This is a genomic window from Desulforapulum autotrophicum HRM2 (genome assembly GCF_000020365.1).
Lineage (GTDB): Bacteria > Desulfobacterota > Desulfobacteria > Desulfobacterales > Desulfobacteraceae > Desulforapulum > Desulforapulum autotrophicum.
On record NC_012108.1, the window covers coordinates 1,244,995 to 1,265,270 of the forward strand.

Genomic DNA, 20,276 nt, shown 5'->3' on the forward strand with positions numbered 1-20,276 from the left:
GGAGGTATTTTTTGTATGCATTGACAGGCAGGTCCGGCAGGGCAATGGGTAAACGAAATACAGGGCTGTGCCGTGACATAACCCTGTGTGTGGCGATCTTTTTTTGTATGGGTGCATGGTTTTGTCAGGGTGCATGGGCACAGGAACGACGTTGTATCACCTCAAAGATTGCCAATGTCCGATCGGGCCCGGGGACCAACTATGAAACCCTGTGGCAGGTCGAGACCTATTATCCGATTTTGATTGTGGAGAAAAAAGACAGCTGGTTGAAGTTCAAGGACTTTGAAGGGGATATGGGATGGATACACGGTTCCCTGGTGGGAGATGCGCCATCGGTCATAACGGTCAAGAGCAATTGTAATGTTCGATCGGGGCCCGGTCCCGTACATCCAATTGTCTTTACAGTAGAAAGGGGTGTTCCATTTAAGGTTCTTAAGCAACAGTCTGACTGGCTTGAGGTGGAGCATGGTGATGGTGACAGGGGATGGATATACAAGCCCCTGGTGTGGTAATTGCAGATAATCCATAGACGTTGAATGAGAGGAAAAAATGGTCGATAAAATATCAAATGCACGTAAAAAAGAGCTTGGGCAGCCGGATCCCTTTTTGGAGGCTCTTCAGAAATGGGCCAATGCAACAACCCGTTACAAAAAACAGATAGCCCTGGGAATAGGGGCGATTGTGGCTATTGCGGCCATTTTTTCAGGGACCCTGTACAGTATTCATCGTTCAGAGGACAAGGCTTCCGAGTTCCTGGCCCAGGTTCTCTCCCGGTACAGTGATACTGATCCGGTAAAGGGGTATGAGGCGGTAAAGGCGGATGTTGCCGAGTTTATATCCTCCTATCCCAATACCGCTGCGTCGTCCCAGGCCAGGGTGCGGTTTGCAAAGATCGCATTTGACGCCGGAAAATTTGAAGAGGCCCATGACATGTATCTTGGCGCACTCAATGAGTTTAAGGCGGATCCGGCCATGGAGAACCTTTTGTTTGGCTCCCTGGGGCGTACCTGTCTATTCCTTGGAAAAAAAGCTGAGGCTGAAACCTATTTCAGGAAGATTATTAAAACCAAAACGACCCTGTTAAAGGGAGAGGCCCTGTTTAATCTTGGACTGCTTCTGGCAGACAGGGGGGATACAGCGGAAAGCCAGCAGCTGTTCCAGAAAATTGTTAACGAGCATGGCGATTCCATGTACGCACCCATGGCCAAGGCAAGAATTCATCAGTTGTAGTTTTCTTTTTAAAACTTAAAAAGGCTGCCTTTGAAAAAAGTTTCCAAGGGCAGCCTTTTTAAGAAAAGGAGGAAAAAGATGAAGGCTAAACTTCGTTAACCTTGGATTTAAATAAATGCAAATCTCCTGCCAACACGTTTTATTTTTGCTATCTTTTTTTGTTGTAAGCCTGAAACTCTTTGCAAACAGTCCTTTTGATCAACAAATTATTTTAAAACCGTTTTTCTTTTCCAGGTGACGGCTTTGGCAGGGGACCGTAAAGTTCAATATTTTGAACCGATGGGGTCGTTGTTTTTGTTCTGTCGGGTGTAAAAATGCTCTTCAGATCCATCCCACAGGGGTCTGGGCGTTTTCTTGCCAGGTTCATTATTTTGAACTCATTTCTTTTGCTGTCTTTATCCCAGCCCATATTTTTTGAGTTTTTGATTCAGGCCGCTTTTGCCGATGCCCAGCAATTTTGCCGCCCTTGTCTGTACATTGTCCGTGAGCATCATTGCCCGCTGAATCATTCGTTTTTCCACAGCGGTAAGGGTTTCGGACAGCCCGGCATTCTCGGGAATTCCATCCAGATGAAGGGGGGGTGACATGGCCTGCCTCATCTTTGCAGGAAGGTCGGCCGCTGTGATGTAGTCGCCTGAAGATAGAATAACGGCCCGTTCAATGGCATTTTCAAGTTCCCTTACGTTGCCGGGCCATGGGTAGTCAAAAAAGAGCTGGGCCGCATCATGGTTTACCCCCAGAACCGGCCTGGCGGATTTGCGTTCATTGCCGTACCGTTCAATAAAATGACTGATCAGCAAAGGGATATCCTCCTGTCGTTCCCTTAGGGGAGGTATCTCTGCCTTTACCACGTTGAGCCGGTAAAAAAGGTCCTCCCGGAAACGACCCTTCTTAACCTCGTGTTCAAGGTCTTTGTTGGTTGCAGCGATCAATCGGAAGTCCACTACAATGGGAGTATTGCCTCCGACCCTTTCAAATGTTCGTTCCTGGAGTACCCTGAGCAGTTTTACCTGGATGCCCATGGGCAGTTCGCCGATTTCATCGAGGAACAGGGTGCCCTGGTCTGCCATTTCGAATCGACCCTTGCGCATGGCAGCGGCTCCGGTAAACGCCCCTTTTTCATGGCCGAACAGCTCGCTTTCCAACAGGGATTCGGCAAAGGCTGAGGAGTTGACGGCAATGAGGGGCTTGGCTTTTCTGGGGCTGTTGTAGTGAATGGATTTTGCCACCAGTTCCTTTCCCGTGCCGCTCTCTCCCTGGATGAGAATATTGGCCCTGGTCGGGGCTGTCTTTGTGATGATTTCATACAAATCCTGCATGGGTTTACTCTTGCCGATGATTTTGCCAAAACTGTAGGCCGAGGTTACAGCATCCCTCAGGGTACAGTTCTCCTGGACAATCTTCTGAATGGAAATGGCCTTTGCGATGTGGGCAACTAAAGTGTCGTTTTCAAAGGGCTTTAGAATATAGGTGTAGGCGCCCTTGTGCATGGCATCAACGGCCTTTTCAACGCTACCATAGGCCGTCATTACGATGACAGGCGTATTGGGGGTGATCTCCTTGATTTTTTCCAGAAGCTCGATTCCGTCCATTCCAGGCATATTGACGTCGGACAGCACAAGGTCAATGCAATCGTCGTTGAGAATATCCAAGGCCATGAGGGCACTTGATGCGGTGACAGGGGTATAGCCTTCTTCCTTTAGAACTTCTCCCAGGATGGTGGGGTAGTTTTTTTCATCATCAACGATTAGAATCTTTTCCATTATGAACTCTCCTTTGCCGGTATTACAATTTCCACCTGAACACCCATGGACGCCCTGTTTGAAATATCTATCTCGCCGTCGTGGGATTCAATGATGTTTTTAACGATGCCGAGTCCAAGCCCCGTGCCCATATCCTTTGTGGTGAAAAAGGGATTCCATATCTTTTTCAACGCCTCTTCGCTGATCCCCTTTCCCTCGTCCTCAAACAGGATGATAATGTTACTGTTGTCTGCAAACACACTGATGATGATCCTGCCTCCGTCATCCATGGCCTGGATGGCATTGAGGAGGACATTTAAAAAGGCCTGGTAGAGCATGGGTGCATCGGCCATGATTTTGGGGATATTGTCGTTGAATCTTGTTTCAATTTCAAGGCATTTTTCCTGGATAAGTGGCTCGATGGCAGCGATGTTTTTCTCAAGAACTTCTTTGATTCTGCACGGATGGAGATCCGGGTTCCTGGGACGCGCATAATCCAGAAAATCCTTGATAATATTGTTGAGGCGCAGGGACTCTTCCACGATGATATCCACAATGGTGGTCGATGTACCAAGTTTTTCCATTTTTTTCTTTAAAAGTTCCGCCGAACTCTTGATAATGCCAAGGGGGTTTCGGATTTCATGGGAAACCCCTGCGGTCATCTCCCCAATGGCGGAAAGATGCTCTGCCCGCCTGAGTTTTTCCTCAAGTTTCAGCTGTTCCTGGTTACGCCTGTCAATGATGTTTTCCCCCTGTCTGACCACAAAGATAAGCACGATAAAGAGGGACCCCATGACAATGCAGCAGGTGATGGTGACCAGGATCTGCATTCGAAATATCTTTTTATAGTCTTTGGAAATGTCCTGGACAATTTCAACGACCCCGAGGATAGGCCCAGAAATAGAGGAAAGGGGTTTTTCAGCCTTCAGGGGGGCAAAAGTTACGATTTTGGTCTCGGCTGGAACGCCGAAAAAAAGTTCCAGAGGCGATCCATGTTGCAGGAGACGGGAACTAGAAATGTTTTTGACGGCATTGTCATACCCTGAGCCTCCGGCATTCTTTGTTCCTATACGGGAGGTATCAAAACTGTAGGAAATAATGTTGTTCATGTCGTAAAGGTTGACCATTTCCACGTTAAAGCTGTGCAGGGTTGTTTTTACTACCTGGTCCATGCGTTTGTACTGTACCTCTTCCCTTAATTTGATCTGCCCGTATTTAAGGACCACAGGAATGATGAACTGTAAAAAAACCTGATGGTTGAGATTTTCCACAAGAAGCTGGGCATACTCCTCACTCTTCTGCTGTAGAATGGTCCTTACCCAGTGGGTGTTTATGGCTGAGATGATTATGGTGGCAGCAAACATGACAACAAGGCTTGTGAATGTAAAGTATTTGACCAGCCTGAAGGGTCTTCGCTCCTTGATATTTGTTTCGAACGTCATTAAATTACTCCGTTTGTTTGCAGAAAAATCAGTTGCATCGTATTTTTTTTTTATTTGATCAATGATTGTACTTGACTTAACTCTATTATCAGATACTTTATAGGGGTCTGAGTATAGTAGTAATAACTGTGGTTATCAACCAAAATGTGGTCTGTCGTTTTTGCCTGTAAGGCCGGTTGTTTTAAAAGTGGCTTTTTAGGGTCGACAGAAAAGAGGCTATGCTTTTTAGAAAACGAGATCATCTTGTGGGGCTCGATATCGGGTCTTCCCTGGTAAAAGTCGCTGAAATCAGGGAAAGCTCAAAAGGCCCTGTCCTCAAGAAATTTGGCATCACCAGGATCGACCCGGGAGCAATTGTCGAGGGCGTGATTCATGATGTTGAAGGGGTTGCCGAGGCTATTCGTGCGCTTTTCAAGACCCACAGAATTAAAGAAAAGAATATCGCCATATCAACGGGCGGTTACTCCGTGGTTATAAAGACCATCAGTCTGCCGACTGTATCAGAAAAGGTGCTTCAGGATTCCATCCGCTTTGAGGCGGAACAGTATATCCCCTACGACATTGAAGATGTAAATATTGATTTTCAAATTCTTGGAACCAGTGCCTTTTCCCCAGACCAGATGAACGTTCTTCTGGTGGCGGTAAAGAAAGATTTGGTCGCCTCATACATGGAGCTTACCCGCAGGGCCGGATTGAACCCCTGTATCATTGATGTTGACACCTTTGCCCTTCAGAATATCTATGAGACCGCTGACACCGGAGGCCCAGAGGATGTGACCATGCTGGTTGATGTGGGGTATTCAAAAACATCACTTAATATTTTAAGGGGCAATGTTTCCCTTATGATGCGGGAGGGCTCTTTTGGAACTGCACATATTCTGGAGGAGATCATGACTGCCACTGGGTGTACCCAGGAGGTTGCGGAAACCGTGGCCTCAGGTCGGGAAAAAACCGGGACACTGGGAAAAGATGTTGATGATATCTGCTCCGGGGGGATCGAAAAATGGTGTTCTGAAATCGCAAATGTTGTGAACACCTTTCAGTCCAAATCCAATGAGGGCGATATTGATCGGCTGGTGCTTTGCGGTGGAGGAAGTTTTTTAAAGGGTTTTTCAGAAGCCCTTGCCCATGAGATTCCCACGGATATTTCCATGCTTAACCCTTTTTCAGGCCTGATCATCAATGGCGATGTTTTTCCGGGCAAGTTTCTCGATCAAATGGCCCCCCTTGCTCCCATTGCCCTTGGCCTTGCCCTAAGAAGGGTGGATGATAAATGATACGGATAAATCTATTACCCTTCAGGGCCGCACGGCGTAAAGAAAATATCCGGCAACAGGTTTCCATGTTTTTTCTGACCCTTGCTTTTTTCATCCTTGCCCTGATTTATTTTACCATTCAGATGAATCAACGAATGGACCGGATCGAGGGTGATATCAGCGATGTAAATTCCCAGATTACCCTGTACAAGGAAAAGGCAGGCAGGGTTACCCAAATAATGAAAAATCTGGCCGTTCTTGAACAAAAATTTCAGATTGTTAAGACCCTTGAGGCGAGAAGATGGGAACCAGTTACCCTTCTGGATGCCATGACCAGTCTTGTGGTTCCTGAACAAATGTGGATCACCAGCATTAAAACACAAGATCCCACTGTGACACTGAAGGGGATCGCCTATGACAACAAGACCGTTGCAGACTTTATGACCCGCATCGAAGCTTCTCCGCTGTTTTCGGGTGTTGATTTGAAAAATATCAAGATGAAAGTGATTGATAAGACCCTCCAGATGAAGGAGTTTGAGTTGCTTTGCAACAAAACGGTTCAGAAGAACCCAGAAACGAAGAATACAGTGAAAAAATGAAAAATAAAAACAAGGAGAGCCTGGGCGCTAAAATCGGTAAAAAGACCGCCCCGATTTTTGAAAAAATCGGGGACCTCTCAATGGTTCAGAGAATTCTTGTGTGTTTGATTACCATTGTTCTCGTTATAGGGGGTTATGTCTATTTTATCTATATGCCCAAGCAGGAACGCATGGAAAAACTTGAAAACAAGCTTGCTTCCCTGAAAAGAACCCTTGTTACCTACAGGCAAAAGGCTGCGACCCTTGAGAAATATGAAAAAAAGATGGCCGATGCCCAGGCCCGGTTCAACCTTGCCATGAAGGCGTTGCCGGATAAAAAAGAGATCCCTTCGCTGTTGACCGGAATATCAAGCTCCGGCAGTGATGCCGGGCTGGAGTTTCTCTTGTTTCAACCCAAGGGCCAGGTTGATAAAGAGTTCTATGCTGAGATCCCTGTGTCCATCAAGGTCCAGGGGGGATACCATGAGATTGCCGCTTTTTTTGACCAGGTGGCAAGGCTTTATAGAATCGTGAACATTGATAACATCACCATGACGTCCCAAAACAAATCGGACGACCTTGAAGCGTCCTGCAATGCCGTCACCTATATGTTTGTGGAAAAAAAGGAAGACGATAAAAATAAAAAGAAGAAGAAAAAATGAGAGACCTCATGCATGCATGGATTAAAATAACAACGGTGTCGTTCCCTGTGGTGGCAATGTGTCTGGTTGCCCTGGGTCTGACCGCATGTCAGGACCCGCCCCGGCAGAAGGTTGAGTCACGACCAACGGTTATTTCGGTCAAGATCCCCCAGGAACCGCCTTTGCCGACGGTCAACGATAAACCGGCCATTTCAAAGGAGGAATCAGTTTCTACCCCAGTTTTACCGTCAGAGCCGACACCCGAACAAGGTCCCTCCCTTTCTGCCCCGTTTCATTTGGCGCTTTACTCTTCAACAGGCAAGATTGATCCTTTCAGACCCCTGATCGAGACCCAGGCCAAACCGGCGATTCCAGCGGATGAGGGACAGAAAAAACCGACCCGGGAGCTCACCCCCCTTGAAAAATTTGATTTGAGCCAGATCCGTCTGGTTGCCGTTGTGCTGGCTGAATCCGGGAAAGTTGCCATGGTGGAAGAGGCGTCCGGCAAGGGATATGTGATAAAAATCGGTACGTATATTGGCAAGGACGGTGGCGCAGTGGAGCAGATACTGCAAGACAGGATTGTGATCAGGGAGATGGTTAAAGACTTCAGGGGTAAGGCTGTTCTTCGTATCAAGGAAATGAAACTTCATAAACAGTTGAATGAGGGTTAATATATGTCTCATCCGGTGATAGCGATCAAATTGTCAAGGTTTGTGGGAAAAGGGGTCTGCCTGATGCTGGCAGCGTTTCTTTTTTGTGGATGTACAGGACAGAAACAGGTGGGCAGGATTGAGACATCACCATTAATACCTGCCAAACAGCGAACCATAACCGCCATTGAGTTGAATCAAACTCCTGAAACAATGGTGGTGAACATCCTTTCCAACAATACCCTTACCTATACTTCTGTCAAGCAGACCTTTCCCCTTGGGGTTGCCGTCTATCTCCCAGAGACCTCGCTTTCTGAGAATGTCCTGTCGTCCACGTTCGCAGGTATGGGCCAGATCAACTCAATTGTTGCAAATTATACCGACAATGAGATGAAAACAGCCAGGGTGGACATTCTTCTAAATGAAAATCTTGATTATGAGGTGAGTTCCCAGGCATCTGGACTGACCATGGTTTTTCACAAGTTAAAGGACCTTGACAGTGACCATCAGAAAAAAGCGGCAGTGAATGCCTTAAGCCCGGAGTCCAAAACAGTAGCCCCTCCCCTTTTTATTCCCAAAGGGCCGGCAAAGGTAACGGGTATCTTTTTTAACAACGCAGAGGATGGTAAATCCGAGGTGTTTGTGAAAACCTCCCAGCCTGTTCGGTATGATATGGAAAAGGGCGACGGGAATAACCTGAAACTCAAACTCTATGGTGTTGATATTCCTGCCCATCGTTGTCGTCCTCTGGTCACTACATATTTCAGGTCAGCCGTTGAACGTATTGTGCCTGTCCAGCGTTCCCAGGGTCAGTCTGCCTCAACCCTATCCGTTAAAATGCGTGAACAGGTTCCCTATCATATCGCCCAGACCGGGGATGGAATTTTTCTTACCTTTGAGCCGTCAACCATTGACCCGCCGCCCTTTGAGCCTGCCAGAAGAAGTGTTATATCGGGTGGAGGGCCGGTGACCGTCAAATACGATACCGACGATACCAGTGTTGCAGCAAAGGCTCCCCTTGAGCAGGAGGCAGACAAAACGCCCGGTTTTATGGAAAAAAAGGTCTACACCGGTGAGAAGATCCGGCTGGATTTTTATGAAACAGACATCAAAAATGTTTTTAGAATATTGCAGAGTGTGAGCGGCAAGAACTTTGCCGTTGACAAGGATGTCACAGGCAGTGTTACCATTTCCCTTGATAAGCCAGTACCCTGGGACCAGGTATTTGATCTGGTCCTGAAGATGAACCGGCTTGGCCAGATTCAGGAGGGCTCCATTGTCCGCATTGCCACCCTGTCCACCCTGGCCCAGGAGCAGAAGCAGAAACAGGACGCCATCACGGCCCACAAGGCAACCCTTGAGCAGAGAAAGAGCCTTGAACCTCTGGTGACTGAGTACATTCCCATTAATTACTCTAGTGCAGAAACAGATGTGAAACCCCACCTTGAAAAAATCCTTACTCCGGACCGGGGAGTATTGAGTGTGGATTCAAGAACCAACATGATCATCCTGACCGATGTCAGGGAGAAGATTGATCAGGCAAAGGAACTTATCCATCGATTGGATAAGGTGACCCCCCAGATCATGATTTCCGCCAGGGTCGTTGAGGTGAATAAAAATTTCTCCAAATCCCTTGGGATCGACTGGAGTGTGTCAAAGAATAATGCAAACAGCGGGTTTGACGTGATAATGAATTATCCTGTGGCAAGTGATGGAAGCCTGGGGTTTGATTTCAGCCGTATTTTCGGAACCGAGCTGGCACTTGATGCCACTCTGTCCGCCTCTGAGATAAAGGGGGACGTTAAAATTATTTCCTCCCCTAAAATCCTTACCCTTGACAATAAAAAGGCCAAGATCAAACAGGGACTTGAATATGCCTACCTGGAGCGGGACGATTCCGGGGGGTCGTCGGTCCTATTCAAGAATATCGATCTGCTGCTTGAGGTTACTCCCCACGTCACACCGGATAATCGAATTGGCATGAGTGTGCTGATTACCAAGAATGATCTGGCAAGCGTGGTTGACGGGGTTCCCTCCCTTTCAACCAATGAGGCGGAAACCGAACTTCTGGTGAATGACGGAAACACCATCGTGATCGGCGGTATTGTTAAAAATACCTCTTCAACGTCTGAGACCGGTTTTCCCGGTCTTTCAAATATTCCGCTTTTAGGTAAGCTATTTGGAAGTGACAGCACTGAAGATACCAAGAACGAACTGTTGATATTTATCACGCCAACCATTGTTCAGCTTGAGCAGAAAATGAATTGATTTTTAAGGGGGTCTCCGCCTGCAGATCAGTTCTTGACGGTAACAACAACCAGGGGCTTTTTTTGAATTCCCCTGGGACCGCCATTGTAAAGTCCATTGAATTGGGCCAGGAACTTTTTATTTGTGGAACATCCATAATCACGGCATCCCTTGCATCCCTTGATTGATCTGTTCATGTCCCCCATACAAAATCGATTGATATTACTTTCACAGCGGGTTGTTCTGCTGTTTCTCCCCCAGAGCAGAAACACTCAACCCTGGGGCATTGGGTGTTGAGACAGGGTCGAAGTGGGAAAGTCTGCGTAAGGGCTGTCGACCATTTTAACAACCGTAATGGCGGGGTTGTTGAGCTCTCCTTTGACGGGAGAACAGGATATGTTTGGTCAAATGGTTGTCCTGCCAGCACCTGAAATGCAGACATTGAGCAGGTCTATGCAACATCCACAGACCTAGCGCCGGTGGAAAAGTTTCAAATTTCATTGTGGCCGGAGCAGATCCCCTGCTCTGGCCATGTCCGTTTATTTAAAAAGGGTTCCCTAGGCTTCAGTTGTTCAACCTTGACTCTGCCTCCAGGGCCAGGGGGGTGCCCTCCGGGGCAAAGACAAGGACCTGCTTCCATGCCTTTTGAGCCCTGTTCGGCTGGTTCATCTGCTCATATGTTTTTGCAAGATCAGCATAAAGGATCGAAGCCTGGGGCATTTTTTTCAGCTTTTTTTGTAAAAGGGTTTCAGCCTGGAAAAGTTCGCCGGATTCAAGGAAGGTCAAAGCAAGGCCATGGATGGCGTTGATAAAATCGGGTTCCAGATGCAGGGCCTTTGAAAAGTTTTTTTCTGCAAGGATATAATCCTTTTTGCCCAGATAGGCCCATCCCATATTGGAGAAGGCAAAGTGCGGTGTCATATAGAGGAGGTTTTTTGAAAACTGCTGATAGCACTCAATGGCCTTGTCGTATCTTTTTTGTTTAAGATAGGCTGCACCCAGGTTGTTCTGGGCCTGGATATAGTCGGGTTTAAGTGCCACGGCCCGTTTGAAATGATTCTCTGCCAGGTCAAATCGCTCTTTTCCCATATAGGTGATTCCCAGATCGTTGTGGAGATAGGGGTCATTGGGGAGGGTTTTTTCTGCAGCAAGAAGCTCCTTTAGTGCGGCTGTATAGTTGCCCTGGTTCAGGTGTGCTTCCCCAAGGGCCATGGTGGCCTCGGCAATGTTTCTTTGTTCAATGGTGTTTGTGGCGCAGGCCGTGAGGGTAATACAAATGAGGATGGGAATGATAACCTGTTTCATTGGTGTTCCTTATTTCCAAGGCGATGCTCCCGAATCAGGGAGATCAATGCGTAAAAGAGATATGTTTTTTTCGCGTAAAAAATCCGTTGTTTCCAGGTCAGGATCACCATCCAGGAGCATGATCTCCCTTGGGGCGGATGGGATGTATATGCCGGGAATGGTAACGGTTCTGTGTGTTCGGGTACTGATAAAAGAAGGGTTCTCGACCACCTGTATGCCTAACCCTGTGAAGAGTTTTACGGCAATTTGATGGGTCGTTTCCCTGGGGAAAAGGGATATCAGTTCATACCCTTTGTCGTGTATGCGGTCCAGTGCAAAACCATAAACATCTCCAAATTCAACAAAAAGGTCAGGTTTTCCCTGGCGGGAAATTTTTCCGACCCTGATATCAAGGTCCTGGGATCCCACAGCCAGGTCTATGGTGGCATCGGGGGTGTACTCAAAGCCTGCATATTCAACGAGCTCTTTTGCGGCAAGTCTGTGGTCCAAGGGAATTCCGTGGCTGTCTGTTTCCTTTTTCGTCCCGGGCAGGACTTCGGCGGAAGAAGGCGCTGCCATGGCCTCAAGGGCTGTTTTAATCTCAACCAGAGTCACATCAGACCAGAAGGTGCGGATGGCCGCTGCCAGGGTCTGGTAGAGATTTTTTTCAGGAACCATGATGGTTTTGGAGCCATTCTTAAATTGTATGAGGGGGGTGTATGCAAGGTCAAGGACCTGATCGGCTTGTCCCTTTGACGGAAAGTAATATTTTCCACTCTCCAGGAGTTCTCCATGGCGTGTCTGGCTGTATTTTTTCAAGGCGGTCAATGTTTCTGAACTGATGGGCCTGGCCGGAAAAGATGATTCCGGAGCCCTGGGTAGGGGCAGGTTTAATATCGTTTCTTCCTGGATGAGGTCAGGCCGGCTCACTCCGGGGTTGGCAAGGGTAAATAGGGCTAACCCTTGGGGGTTCAGGGTGCCGTCCCTGTTCAGGAACTCCGAGTCCATGAGTTCAGAAACGGTATCTCCCTTTTTTACCCGGTGTTTTTTATAGCGGGTGGACATCTTCGCATGGAGGGTGCTGAACTCGATCACCGGTACATCCACAATTCCAGGAGAGGTTTCGTCGAAATCTTCATGTGAAATTGTCTTCAGGGGAATAAGGACTCGCTGGCCGGGATTGATGGCGTCGATATTGCTTATTCCGGGATTCAGGACTTTGAACATGGTCAGAAAAAGGGGGAAATCTTTTTCTGAGATTTCCCCTTTTTGCCTGAAAATCTTGTAGAGCCAGTCATCCTTTGCCACCTGGTAACGTTCGCACATCACCTTCCGGTCCTTATAGGGGTAGACCGCGTATCGCTTAAATGACGTTTTGATTGATGGAGTTGCGGCCATCCCGGTTGGGGGGTAAATTAATCCAAAGCAGATGGTGAAAGTCAGGATGCCCCTTGCTATGTGCCGTATTTTCATAGGTTTGTGGTAAGGTTCAGTTCCTGTGCAATGGTTTTTGATACATCTTCAGCAAACCGGTTAAAATCTTCCCTGCCAAGGGGGGTTCCCTGGCCGGGGATATTTTTCTTGTCCTTGGGCATCACAAGTTTTGGGCGGTTGATGAACCTCTGGTTGGAATGAATGTTGAAGGCCTCTGGTATCTTTTCACTGAAGTAGAGGTCCTGGAATCCGGAAAATTTCATGGCATGGGCCGTTGCATCAACGATGGCAGTTTCTGTTTTGGTGACAATGCCCTGTTTAAGGGCTTCAACCAGCCCTGCAAGGCTTTCGCCGCCCTGGGTACAGGCAATGTGTCCGTTTCGGTTGGCCTCAAGCTGCCAGTCCATGATGGCCTGCTCTGTTACCTGGGTTACAAACACCCGTTGTTCACCGGCAAGTGTGTTGTATCGGTCTGCCAGGGCAATGACCCTGGGCATGGAAACGGGATTGCCGATCATGGCTGCCTGGGCTACACTTGATTTCACCGTCACGGGCTTAAACTGCCGTTTTGATCGGTCTGGCTCAAGATAGTACTGGAAAACAGGGTCTGCGTGCTCACTCTGGACGCCGATGATCTTTGGCAGGTCCGTAATGATTCCGGCATTGAAGAATTTGATGAAACCGCTCATCAGGGCTGAAATATTTCCGGCATTGCCAATGGGAACCACGATCACCTTGTCGTGCATCTCATATTCAAAATCCTGGGCAACCTCATAGGAAAAAGACTCCTGGCCAAGGATGCGCCAGGCGTTCTTTGAGTTGAGCAACGCCACGTTGTACTCTTCGGACAGTTTCTCCACTATTTTCATGCAGTCGTCAAATACGCCGGGAATTTCAAACACACTGGCGCCGCTTCCAAGGGGCTGGGAGAGCTGCTGGGGGGTCACCTTGTTGTGGGGCAGAAGTACGGCCGATTTGATGTGTGGCTGAAGATAGGACGCGTAAAGGGCTGCAGCGGCTGAGGTATCTCCGGTGGAGGCACACACGGCAATAATGTCTGACACAAGTTGCTGGTCAATGAGGTATTTGATGTAGGAAAGGGCGCTTGCCATGCCCCGGTCTTTGAACGATGCACTGGGGTTCTGTCCGTCGTTCTTGTAAAAGAACCGAATCCCTGCAAGATCCTGGAGTCGTTGGTTGGCCTCCACAATCGGGGTGTGGCCTTCACCGAGATAGACAATGGATTCAAGGGGGATATTGGGCCCGATAAACTCATGGTAGCGGTAGATTCCTTTGAGGGCCGGAATCTTGAGCATTCGTCGATAGTCAAAGATCTGCTGCCAGGTGGTGCCTGAAATTTTGTTGAGCCGTTGGATATCCCTATCCTCAATGAGAAGAACCTCCCCGCAGTCGGGACAGACATAAAGAAGTTTGGTGATGGGAAATTCCCCCTTGCATCCAAGGCAGCGGTAGCATAGATCCCCGCAGGGACTGGGAACAAGAAACGGCTGGATCTCTTTTGGAAAGTTATCGGGTTTCATTGGTGATGGTCTCCTTGCCGCCCATGTATGGTCTGAGGACTTCCGGAATGACCACGGAACCGTCCGGTTGTTGAAAATTTTCCAGTATTGCTGCCACTGTTCGACCAACGGCAAGTCCGGATCCGTTAAGGGTGTGAACAAATTCGAGTTTTTTCTGGCCTGCCCGCCTGAATTTGATGTTGGCCCGTCTTGCCTGGAACGCCTCACAGTTGCTGCAGGATGAAATTTCCCGATACTTATCCTGGCCCGGCATCCAAACCTCAATGTCATAGGTTCTAGTCGCGGAAAAACCCAGGTCACCGCTGCACAGGGTAACCACCTGGTAGGGGAGTCCCAGGCGTTTCAGGACCGTTTCAGCATTGGCTAAAAGGGATTCAAGTTCCTGGTAGGAGGTTTCAGGGGTCGTGTATTTCACAAGCTCCACCTTGTTGAACTGGTGCTGGCGGATCAATCCCCGGGTGTCCTTGCCGTAGGAGCCTGCTTCGGATCTGAAACAGGGGGTGTAGGCCGTGAATTTAATGGGCAGGTTTTCTTCATTCAGAACTTCATCCCTGTAAATGTTGGTCATGGGAACCTCTGAGGTGGGGATGAGGTAGTACTCCTGACCCTCAATTTTAAAAAGATCCTCTTCAAATTTTGGCAGCTGGCCTGTTCCCAGGAGGCTTTCCCTGTTCACGATAAAGGGGGGGAGGGTCTCTGTATATCCGTGTTCGTTGGTGTGAAGATCAAGCATGAAGTTGATCAAGGCCCGCTCAAGTTTTGCGCCGCTTCCCAGGTACAGAGAAAATCTTGCCCCTGTTATCTTTGCTGCCCTTGGAAAATCAAGTATGCCCAGGTCTTCGCCGATATCCCAGTGGGCCTTGATGGGAAAGTCAAAGCTGCGTGGTGTTCCGACTTTTTTTTCAAGCGTGTTGTCTGCATCGCTGGCTCCCATGGGAACATCCGGGTGGGGCATGTTGGGAATTGCCATCATGAACTGCTGGATAAAATCATCCTGTTCTGCAAGGGTCTTGTCCAGTGTCTTGATCTCGTCTGAAACGGTCCGCATTTCAAGAATGCTTGTCCCGGCATCTTCTTTGTTGCGTTTCATTCTGGCAATTTCGTCTGAAACAGTGTTCCTCTGGTGCCGCAGCTCTTCGATCTGCTGAAGAAGTTCTCTTCTTTTTTTTTCCGCCCTGGCAAAACCCTCAAAATCAGCCTTGCCGGCCCGTTTGGCCAAGGCCTGTTTTACCTCTTCTATGTTCTCTCTAACGTACTTGATTTCCAACATTTAAATACCTGCCTGCCTGTGTGCGAAGATTTAGGAGTTATATGATATTTTGCCCATCTAAAAAAAATATCATGACACATAAGATACGTCAATGATTATTGCAGGTTGACAATTGCCAGCTTGTGTATAATATTTTTTAAAAATTTGATGGGGGAAAATTATACTTATGGATGACAGCAAAGATAGTAAAAAAAATCTTCTTGCCGGAATCTCACAACAGCTTTCCAAATTTACAAAGGCGGAATTAGCTGAGAAACAGGCCCAGGTAGAGCAGAATCTCCTTGAATTTGCCAATTTCAGGGAGGCCCAGCTTTCCCTTCTCTATATCGAGAGAAGCCATGAGATTCCAACAGGGAACATCATACGAATCAGCCTTGATGTCAGAAAGGGGATAGTGATCCCCTGTTTTTCAGATTCAAGGCATGCCATCAACCTGCTCAGGATTCACGATTATGAGAAGGACCTGATTAAAGGATCCCAGGGAATTCTGGAACCTGATCCTGAAACCTGCAAAAAGGTCAATCTTGACCAGATCGATATTGCAGTGATCCCAGGGCTCGCCTTTGACGAAAAGGGCGGTCGCTTAGGGTTCGGGGAAAGTTTTTATAACCGACTCATTGCAAAGCTTCCCGAGACCACCCGCAAAATATCCATTGCCTTTGAAGAACAGGTGGTTGATCATGTCCAGATGGAGTCAAGGAAATATAATCTGGATATCATCATCACAGACAAGCGCGTCATTTACAAGATATAGCCGGCATGGAGGGAACGATCGCTTGTTCCCTCCTGTTATTTGGGGGCAAGTGCCAAGTGAAAGCGCTTGAGGTTACTGCTTTTCCCCATGGCAATGACCGTGTCTCCCTCTTCCATGTAGGTGTCAAATGAGGGATTGAAGATCATTTCTCCGTCTGATTTTTTGATGGCAATGATGATGAGGTTGTACTTTTGCCGAATGCCTGAATCTTTGAGCATGATGTTCACAAGCGTTGATTTGGCCGAAACCGGTGACTCTTCGATCTGAATGGCCCTTTCCCTTCGGGTGAGGGCAATGTCCAAAAAATTGCTGACACTGGGTCTCAACAGCCGGATGCCCATGGAAACGGCACCAATGTCGTAGGGTGATTCCACCCGGTTGGCGCCGGCAGCATAGAGCTTTCCCATTGCCGCTTTTTTTTCGGCACGGGCCATGATCTTGATTCCCGGATTGAGCTGCCGGGCTGTTAACACCAGGAAGACATTGTCAACATCCGTGGCAAGGGCTGCGATGAGGTGGGACGCTCTTTTGATTCCGGCCTTGAGCAGCTGGGATTCATCCGAAGCATCTCCGATCAGATAGAGCATCTTATCCTCCACAAGGACAGGCACGAGTTCCGGGCTTTTTTCCATGACAACAACGTCTGAGGTCTGCTCGGTGAGCTGATTGCACAGGATTCTTCCGATTCTTCCATAGCCGCATACAATATAGTGATCCGTCAGGCTGGAAATACGTTTATCCAATTTTCTTCTCCCAAGTATTGATCTTATCTCCCCTTCAACGACAAATTTGACGATGATGCCGGCCATGTACAAAACCACGCTGACGCTTGAAATGATGAGGAAGATGGTGAACACCCGGCCTGTTGGGCTGATAGGGTGTACTTCGCTGTATCCCACGGTGCTCAGGGTCAGGGCGACCATGTAAAGTGAGTCAAGGAAAGTCCATCCCTCAATGATCATGTATCCTGCCGTACCTATGGCGGATACTGTAAAGGATACTGCCGTGGCAATCAGGATGTCTCTTAGTTTGTTCATTGGATTATCCTATAACTGCCATTGATTGAAAAAGCAAGGGCTAAACAGGAGGAGATATTTGAAATCTGTCCGCCTATCTGCTTGACTGAAACAAAGGGTGCTGGTAAACTCGCCGCCATGAATTCAGAACAGAGAAAGTTTGAGATATGGCGTCATAAGATGGTCGCTCGGCAGATCGTGGCCAGGGGGATTACCGACCCCGGGGTCATTGCCGCCATGGAAACGGTGCCCCGGCATCTTTTTGTGAGTGAGGCCCTTACTGACAGTGCCTATGGGGATTTCCCCCTTCCCATTGGGGAGGCCCAGACCATATCCCAGCCTTATATCATCGCCGAAATGACCCAGGCCCTGGAGCTCACTGGAGATGAAAGGGTGCTTGAGATCGGGACAGGCTCAGGGTACCAGGCAGCAGTGCTTGCAGAGATTGTTTTCAGGGTCTATACCATTGAGCGTAACAACATTCTGTTCTTAAGAACCAGAAAACTTTTTGATGCGCTTAAATATCACAATATTGTTGCCAGGTATTCCGATGGCACTCTGGGGTGGAAAGAGGAGGCGCCGTTTGATGCCATCCTTGTTACCGCCGGTGGTACTCAGATTCCCCAACCTCTCCTTGACCAGCTTGCCGTGGGCGGCAGGTTGGTTATGCCTGTGGGAGGGTTGTGCAGTCAGGAGCTTGTTCGGATTGAAAAAAAAGCCGATAAAATTACCACGGATAATCTCGGAGGCTGCCGTTTTGTAAAGCTGATCGGCGAGCACGGCTGGAAGGAATAGGGATGGTCAAGCGACTTTATGACTGGGTTCTTTCCTGGGCCGAGAGACCGGGTGGTGTCTGGGCTCTTTTTTTTCTTGCCTTTTGCGAGTCCTCTTTCTTCCCCATTCCACCGGATCTTCTGCTCATCGCCCTTGCCGTGGGTGCGCCGTTTCGGGCCTTTTATTTCGTCCTGGTGTGCAGTGTGGGTTCTCTTTTGGGGGGGATTGCAGGCTACCTTATCGGCTGGCAGTTCATGGGCACCATCGGCGGGAGAATTATTGCATTTTACGACCTTGCCGACAAGGCTGACTATATCACGGCCCTTTATAAACATTACGATGCCTGGGCTATCTTTATTGCTGGATTCACTCCCCTGCCATACAAGCTTTTTACCATATCCGCAGGTGCCTTTGGTGTGGATTTTTTTGTTTTTGTTCTTGCTTCGGCCGTTTCAAGGACCCTGCGGTTCGCCCTCCTGGGCGGCCTGATATACTGGTTTGGACCCGGAATAAAACGGTTTATAGATCGCTATTTTAATCTTCTTGCCACGGTATTTACCCTGCTTCTTGTTGCAGGGTTTGTGGTCATAAAATATCTTGTTTAATCTGGATGGACCATGGCGCCACTAACAAAACCGGGGTTTGATTTCTGTTTTGATCCAAGGGCATGCGAAACCTGTAATAGTCTCTGCTGTAGGGGAGAACCCGGAAACATATGGGCCACGCGCCAGGAGGTCCAGGCCATTTGTGATCTGTTGAAGATCAACCTGATTGACGGTATTGAACGTTACTTCAGGAGGGTTGGGAACAGATTCTCCATCCGAGAGATTGTCCTGGACGATGATTGTCCGTGTGTGTTTCTTTTGCCGGAAAAAGGGTGCTCGATCTATGGGGCAAGACCTTCCCAGTGTCGAACCTTTCCCTTCTGGAAATATTTTAAAACCCGCGTGAACGAGTTGTGCGACGAATGTCCCGGTGTCACCCGGCTACCTTGACGTCTGGGGTTCACAGTTCTGGGAACCGCTCTTTCAGGAATTTGATAAAGGTTTTTGAAAGGGGAGACAGTGTTCGTTTACCATGTGTGGTAATGTAAAAACTTCTTTTGAGGTCAAGGCCCTCCACCGTCAATGCCTTGAGTCGACCTGAGGCCAGAAGATCGGCCACGGCAATGGTTGAGAGGATGGATATCCCGGCATTCCCCAGAATGGCCTGTATCATTGATGCCGTGTTTCCCATGGTGGCTATGATCCTTAGAGCCTTGGTGTTTAAACCTGCCTCTTCCATATTCCGGGTGATGGATCGCCAGGTCCCGGAGCCCTCTTCCCGTGCAAGAAAGGGCTCAGTCAAGAGCATATCCGGGGTCACCGAACTTCTGTCCGACCATTTGTGGGATGACGCAACTATGAGTTTCATCTCATCATCCACCAGTTTTTCCTGGGCAACAAGGGGGGATTTTACCCTTGCACCCACAATGCCCACCTCTATGTCGCCCTTGGTGATCTGGTTGATTATCTCTGCCGTGTCGCCTGCCACAAACGACAGGGAAACTTCGGGAAACGCCTGGGCAATGGGGGCGATCATTGCTGGAAGAATATAGCCCGACGGGATGGTGCTGCCGCCGATGACCAGGTGCCCCTTGCGTTTGCCAAGGAAGTCGGAGATGGCTGATTCTGTCTCATCCCTGAGCCTGAGCAGCCGTTTGGCATATGAAAATAGTAGTTCTCCCGCCTTGGTGGGAACGGTATTGCGCCCCATGCGGTCCATGAGGCGACATTCAAAATATTCTTCCAGTTCTTTGATGTGACTGCTCACCGTTGGCTGGGAGAGATGGATCACCTCTCCTGCCTTGGAAAAACTCTGCTGTTCCACCACATTGACAAACACTCTGAGTTGCCACAGGTCCATAGTTAACTCCCTTGTTTAAGGGGAAATTTTTCAAGCACTTTGAGCTTGATGGGTTGGGGAACCATGCCGGTGATGTCTCCGCCAAAGGTTGCCACTTCCTTGATGATGGACGAACTTGTAAAGATCCACCTGAGGCCTGTCATGAGAAATATGGTCTGGACATCACGATTAAGCCTTCGGTTCATGAGCGCCATCTGGAATTCATTTTCAAAATCTGAGATGGCCCGCATGCCTCGAACAATGGCAATAGCATTTTTTATTCGGGTGTAATCGACCAGAAGTCCATCAAAGGAATCGACCTCAAGATTTGGCTTACTGTTAAAACACGTCCGGATCATATCCACCCTCTCTTCAACGGAAAATAGCGAGCTCTTTTTGGGATTGTGCATCACTGACACGATCACCCGGTCAAAGAGTTTCAAAGCCCTGTCAATGATGTCCATGTGGCCGTTGGTCAGGGGGTCAAAAGAACCGGGATAGATGGCAATTTTCTCGTTGGTTTTCATATC

At 48.4% G+C, this 20,276-nt stretch carries 21 protein-coding genes; 11 read left to right on the forward strand and 10 right to left on the reverse strand.

What is annotated here, in order from left to right; translation table 11 throughout:
• The first annotated feature begins 11 nt into the window (after positions 1–11).
• Both HRM2_RS05400 and HRM2_RS05405 read left to right on the forward strand, forming a co-directional pair.
• Positions 12–512 carry an SH3 domain-containing protein gene (locus HRM2_RS05400; protein ID WP_187149337.1) on the forward strand — a complete coding sequence of 167 codons (501 nt, stop codon included), beginning with the start codon at positions 12–14 and terminating at the stop codon, positions 510–512.
• A 37-nt stretch (positions 513–549) separates the two neighbouring features.
• A complete protein-coding gene (locus tag HRM2_RS05405) occupies positions 550–1,230 on the forward strand; it encodes a tetratricopeptide repeat protein (protein WP_015902996.1) in 681 nt (226 codons plus the stop codon).
• A gap of 395 nt (positions 1,231–1,625) precedes the next feature.
• Here HRM2_RS05405 and HRM2_RS05415 read toward each other — a convergent pair whose 3' ends face one another.
• Both HRM2_RS05415 and HRM2_RS05420 read right to left on the reverse strand, forming a co-directional pair.
• On the reverse strand, positions 1,626–2,993 hold the full coding sequence (locus tag HRM2_RS05415; protein ID WP_015902998.1) for a sigma-54-dependent transcriptional regulator: 1,368 nt from the start codon (positions 2,991–2,993) through the stop codon (positions 1,626–1,628).
• Entirely contained in the window at positions 2,993–4,414 is a 1,422-nt protein-coding gene (locus HRM2_RS05420) for a sensor histidine kinase (protein WP_015902999.1), read from the reverse strand. Before HRM2_RS05420 ends, HRM2_RS05415 begins: the two co-directional genes overlap by 1 nt.
• A 218-nt stretch (positions 4,415–4,632) precedes the next feature.
• On the opposite strand from HRM2_RS05420, the gene pilM reads away from it, so the two are divergent.
• The 5 genes from pilM to HRM2_RS05445 all read left to right on the forward strand — a co-directional run bounded on the left by pilM (position 4,633) and on the right by HRM2_RS05445 (position 9,810).
• Entirely contained in the window at positions 4,633–5,691 is a 1,059-nt protein-coding gene (pilM, locus tag HRM2_RS05425; protein ID WP_015903000.1) for a type IV pilus biogenesis protein PilM, read from the forward strand.
• Positions 5,688–6,269, forward strand: a complete 582-nt coding sequence (locus HRM2_RS05430) for a PilN domain-containing protein (protein ID WP_015903001.1) — start codon at positions 5,688–5,690, stop codon at positions 6,267–6,269. Before pilM ends, HRM2_RS05430 begins: the two co-directional genes overlap by 4 nt.
• Positions 6,266–6,910 carry a type IV pilus inner membrane component PilO gene (locus tag HRM2_RS05435; RefSeq protein WP_148214563.1) on the forward strand — a complete coding sequence of 215 codons (645 nt, stop codon included), beginning with the start codon at positions 6,266–6,268 and terminating at the stop codon, positions 6,908–6,910. The genes HRM2_RS05430 and HRM2_RS05435 overlap by 4 nt, the downstream gene beginning before the upstream one ends.
• Complete coding sequence (locus HRM2_RS24970; protein ID WP_015903003.1) at positions 6,907–7,563, forward strand: pilus assembly protein PilP; 657 nt, start codon at positions 6,907–6,909, stop codon at positions 7,561–7,563. Before HRM2_RS05435 ends, HRM2_RS24970 begins: the two co-directional genes overlap by 4 nt.
• 63 nt (positions 7,564–7,626) lie before the next feature.
• Positions 7,627–9,810, forward strand: coding sequence for a type IV pilus secretin PilQ (locus tag HRM2_RS05445; protein ID WP_015903004.1), 2,184 nt, complete (start codon positions 7,627–7,629; stop codon positions 9,808–9,810).
• Positions 9,811–9,836: 26 nt separating this feature from the next.
• Here HRM2_RS05445 and HRM2_RS26945 read toward each other — a convergent pair whose 3' ends face one another.
• The 5 genes from HRM2_RS26945 to serS all read right to left on the reverse strand — a co-directional run bounded on the left by HRM2_RS26945 (position 9,837) and on the right by serS (position 15,318).
• Complete coding sequence (locus HRM2_RS26945; protein ID WP_187149338.1) at positions 9,837–9,986, reverse strand: hypothetical protein; 150 nt, start codon at positions 9,984–9,986, stop codon at positions 9,837–9,839.
• Positions 9,987–10,353: 367 nt separating this feature from the next.
• Positions 10,354–11,094, reverse strand: coding sequence for a tetratricopeptide repeat protein (locus tag HRM2_RS05450; protein WP_015903005.1), 741 nt, complete (start codon positions 11,092–11,094; stop codon positions 10,354–10,356).
• 9 nt (positions 11,095–11,103) lie between these two features.
• A complete protein-coding gene (locus tag HRM2_RS05455; protein ID WP_015903006.1) occupies positions 11,104–12,546 on the reverse strand; it encodes a M24 family metallopeptidase in 1,443 nt (480 codons plus the stop codon).
• Positions 12,543–14,048, reverse strand: coding sequence for a threonine synthase (thrC, locus tag HRM2_RS05460; protein WP_015903007.1), 1,506 nt, complete (start codon positions 14,046–14,048; stop codon positions 12,543–12,545). The genes HRM2_RS05455 and thrC overlap by 4 nt, the downstream gene beginning before the upstream one ends.
• Positions 14,035–15,318, reverse strand: a complete 1,284-nt coding sequence (serS, locus tag HRM2_RS05465; RefSeq protein ID WP_015903008.1) for a serine--tRNA ligase — start codon at positions 15,316–15,318, stop codon at positions 14,035–14,037. Before serS ends, thrC begins: the two co-directional genes overlap by 14 nt.
• A 166-nt stretch (positions 15,319–15,484) precedes the next feature.
• Here serS and HRM2_RS05470 point away from each other — a divergent pair, with 166 nt between their 5' ends.
• The gene (locus tag HRM2_RS05470) at positions 15,485–16,072 is read left to right on the forward strand and encodes a 5-formyltetrahydrofolate cyclo-ligase (protein WP_015903009.1); all 588 of its coding nucleotides are present in this window, start codon (positions 15,485–15,487) and stop codon (positions 16,070–16,072) included.
• A gap of 35 nt (positions 16,073–16,107) precedes the next feature.
• Here HRM2_RS05470 and HRM2_RS05475 read toward each other — a convergent pair whose 3' ends face one another.
• Positions 16,108–17,109 (reverse strand): potassium channel family protein, encoded by a 1,002-nt coding sequence (locus HRM2_RS05475; protein ID WP_015903010.1) that lies wholly within the window; start codon positions 17,107–17,109, stop codon positions 16,108–16,110.
• A 117-nt stretch (positions 17,110–17,226) separates the two neighbouring features.
• On the opposite strand from HRM2_RS05475, the gene HRM2_RS05480 reads away from it, so the two are divergent.
• Genes HRM2_RS05480 through HRM2_RS05490 form a run of 3 tightly spaced genes read left to right on the forward strand, consistent with a single transcriptional unit; the run spans position 17,227 to position 18,857 of the window.
• Positions 17,227–17,883, forward strand: coding sequence for a protein-L-isoaspartate(D-aspartate) O-methyltransferase (locus tag HRM2_RS05480; protein ID WP_015903011.1), 657 nt, complete (start codon positions 17,227–17,229; stop codon positions 17,881–17,883).
• Positions 17,884–17,885: 2 nt separating this feature from the next.
• A complete protein-coding gene (locus HRM2_RS05485; RefSeq protein WP_015903012.1) occupies positions 17,886–18,467 on the forward strand; it encodes a YqaA family protein in 582 nt (193 codons plus the stop codon).
• Positions 18,468–18,479: 12 nt separating this feature from the next.
• Entirely contained in the window at positions 18,480–18,857 is a 378-nt protein-coding gene (locus HRM2_RS05490; RefSeq protein ID WP_015903013.1) for a YkgJ family cysteine cluster protein, read from the forward strand.
• A 10-nt stretch (positions 18,858–18,867) separates the two neighbouring features.
• Here the strand turns inward: HRM2_RS05490 and HRM2_RS05495 are convergent, their stop codons facing one another.
• Together HRM2_RS05495 and coaD are read right to left on the reverse strand one after the other, a co-directional pair.
• Positions 18,868–19,767, reverse strand: coding sequence for a selenium metabolism-associated LysR family transcriptional regulator (locus tag HRM2_RS05495; RefSeq protein WP_015903014.1), 900 nt, complete (start codon positions 19,765–19,767; stop codon positions 18,868–18,870).
• A 2-nt stretch (positions 19,768–19,769) separates the two neighbouring features.
• Positions 19,770–20,273 carry a pantetheine-phosphate adenylyltransferase gene (gene coaD / locus HRM2_RS05500; RefSeq protein ID WP_015903015.1) on the reverse strand — a complete coding sequence of 168 codons (504 nt, stop codon included), beginning with the start codon at positions 20,271–20,273 and terminating at the stop codon, positions 19,770–19,772.
• Positions 20,274–20,276 lie beyond the last annotated feature (3 nt).

Excerpts from the sequence above, each read along its gene's own strand:
- HRM2_RS05405 (WP_015902996.1), top strand. The coding sequence starts at position 550 with ATGGTCGATAAAATATCAAATGCACGTAAAAAAGAGCTTGGGCAGCCG.
- HRM2_RS05415 (WP_015902998.1), bottom strand. The coding sequence starts at position 2,993 with ATGGAAAAGATTCTAATCGTTGATGATGAAAAAAACTACCCCACCATC.
- HRM2_RS05420 (WP_015902999.1), bottom strand. The coding sequence starts at position 4,414 with ATGACGTTCGAAACAAATATCAAGGAGCGAAGACCCTTCAGGCTGGTC.
- pilM (WP_015903000.1), top strand. The coding sequence starts at position 4,633 with ATGCTTTTTAGAAAACGAGATCATCTTGTGGGGCTCGATATCGGGTCT.
- HRM2_RS05430 (WP_015903001.1), top strand. The coding sequence starts at position 5,688 with ATGATACGGATAAATCTATTACCCTTCAGGGCCGCACGGCGTAAAGAA.
- HRM2_RS05435 (WP_148214563.1), top strand. The coding sequence starts at position 6,266 with ATGAAAAATAAAAACAAGGAGAGCCTGGGCGCTAAAATCGGTAAAAAG.
- HRM2_RS24970 (WP_015903003.1), top strand. The coding sequence starts at position 6,907 with ATGAGAGACCTCATGCATGCATGGATTAAAATAACAACGGTGTCGTTC.
- HRM2_RS05445 (WP_015903004.1), top strand. The coding sequence starts at position 7,627 with ATGCTGGCAGCGTTTCTTTTTTGTGGATGTACAGGACAGAAACAGGTG.
- HRM2_RS26945 (WP_187149338.1), bottom strand. The coding sequence starts at position 9,986 with ATGAACAGATCAATCAAGGGATGCAAGGGATGCCGTGATTATGGATGT.
- HRM2_RS05450 (WP_015903005.1), bottom strand. The coding sequence starts at position 11,094 with ATGAAACAGGTTATCATTCCCATCCTCATTTGTATTACCCTCACGGCC.
- HRM2_RS05455 (WP_015903006.1), bottom strand. The coding sequence starts at position 12,546 with ATGAAAATACGGCACATAGCAAGGGGCATCCTGACTTTCACCATCTGC.
- thrC (WP_015903007.1), bottom strand. The coding sequence starts at position 14,048 with ATGAAACCCGATAACTTTCCAAAAGAGATCCAGCCGTTTCTTGTTCCC.
- serS (WP_015903008.1), bottom strand. The coding sequence starts at position 15,318 with ATGTTGGAAATCAAGTACGTTAGAGAGAACATAGAAGAGGTAAAACAG.
- HRM2_RS05470 (WP_015903009.1), top strand. The coding sequence starts at position 15,485 with ATGGATGACAGCAAAGATAGTAAAAAAAATCTTCTTGCCGGAATCTCA.
- HRM2_RS05475 (WP_015903010.1), bottom strand. The coding sequence starts at position 17,109 with ATGAACAAACTAAGAGACATCCTGATTGCCACGGCAGTATCCTTTACA.
- HRM2_RS05480 (WP_015903011.1), top strand. The coding sequence starts at position 17,227 with ATGAATTCAGAACAGAGAAAGTTTGAGATATGGCGTCATAAGATGGTC.
- HRM2_RS05485 (WP_015903012.1), top strand. The coding sequence starts at position 17,886 with ATGGTCAAGCGACTTTATGACTGGGTTCTTTCCTGGGCCGAGAGACCG.
- HRM2_RS05490 (WP_015903013.1), top strand. The coding sequence starts at position 18,480 with ATGGCGCCACTAACAAAACCGGGGTTTGATTTCTGTTTTGATCCAAGG.
- HRM2_RS05495 (WP_015903014.1), bottom strand. The coding sequence starts at position 19,767 with ATGGACCTGTGGCAACTCAGAGTGTTTGTCAATGTGGTGGAACAGCAG.
- coaD (WP_015903015.1), bottom strand. The coding sequence starts at position 20,273 with ATGAAAACCAACGAGAAAATTGCCATCTATCCCGGTTCTTTTGACCCC.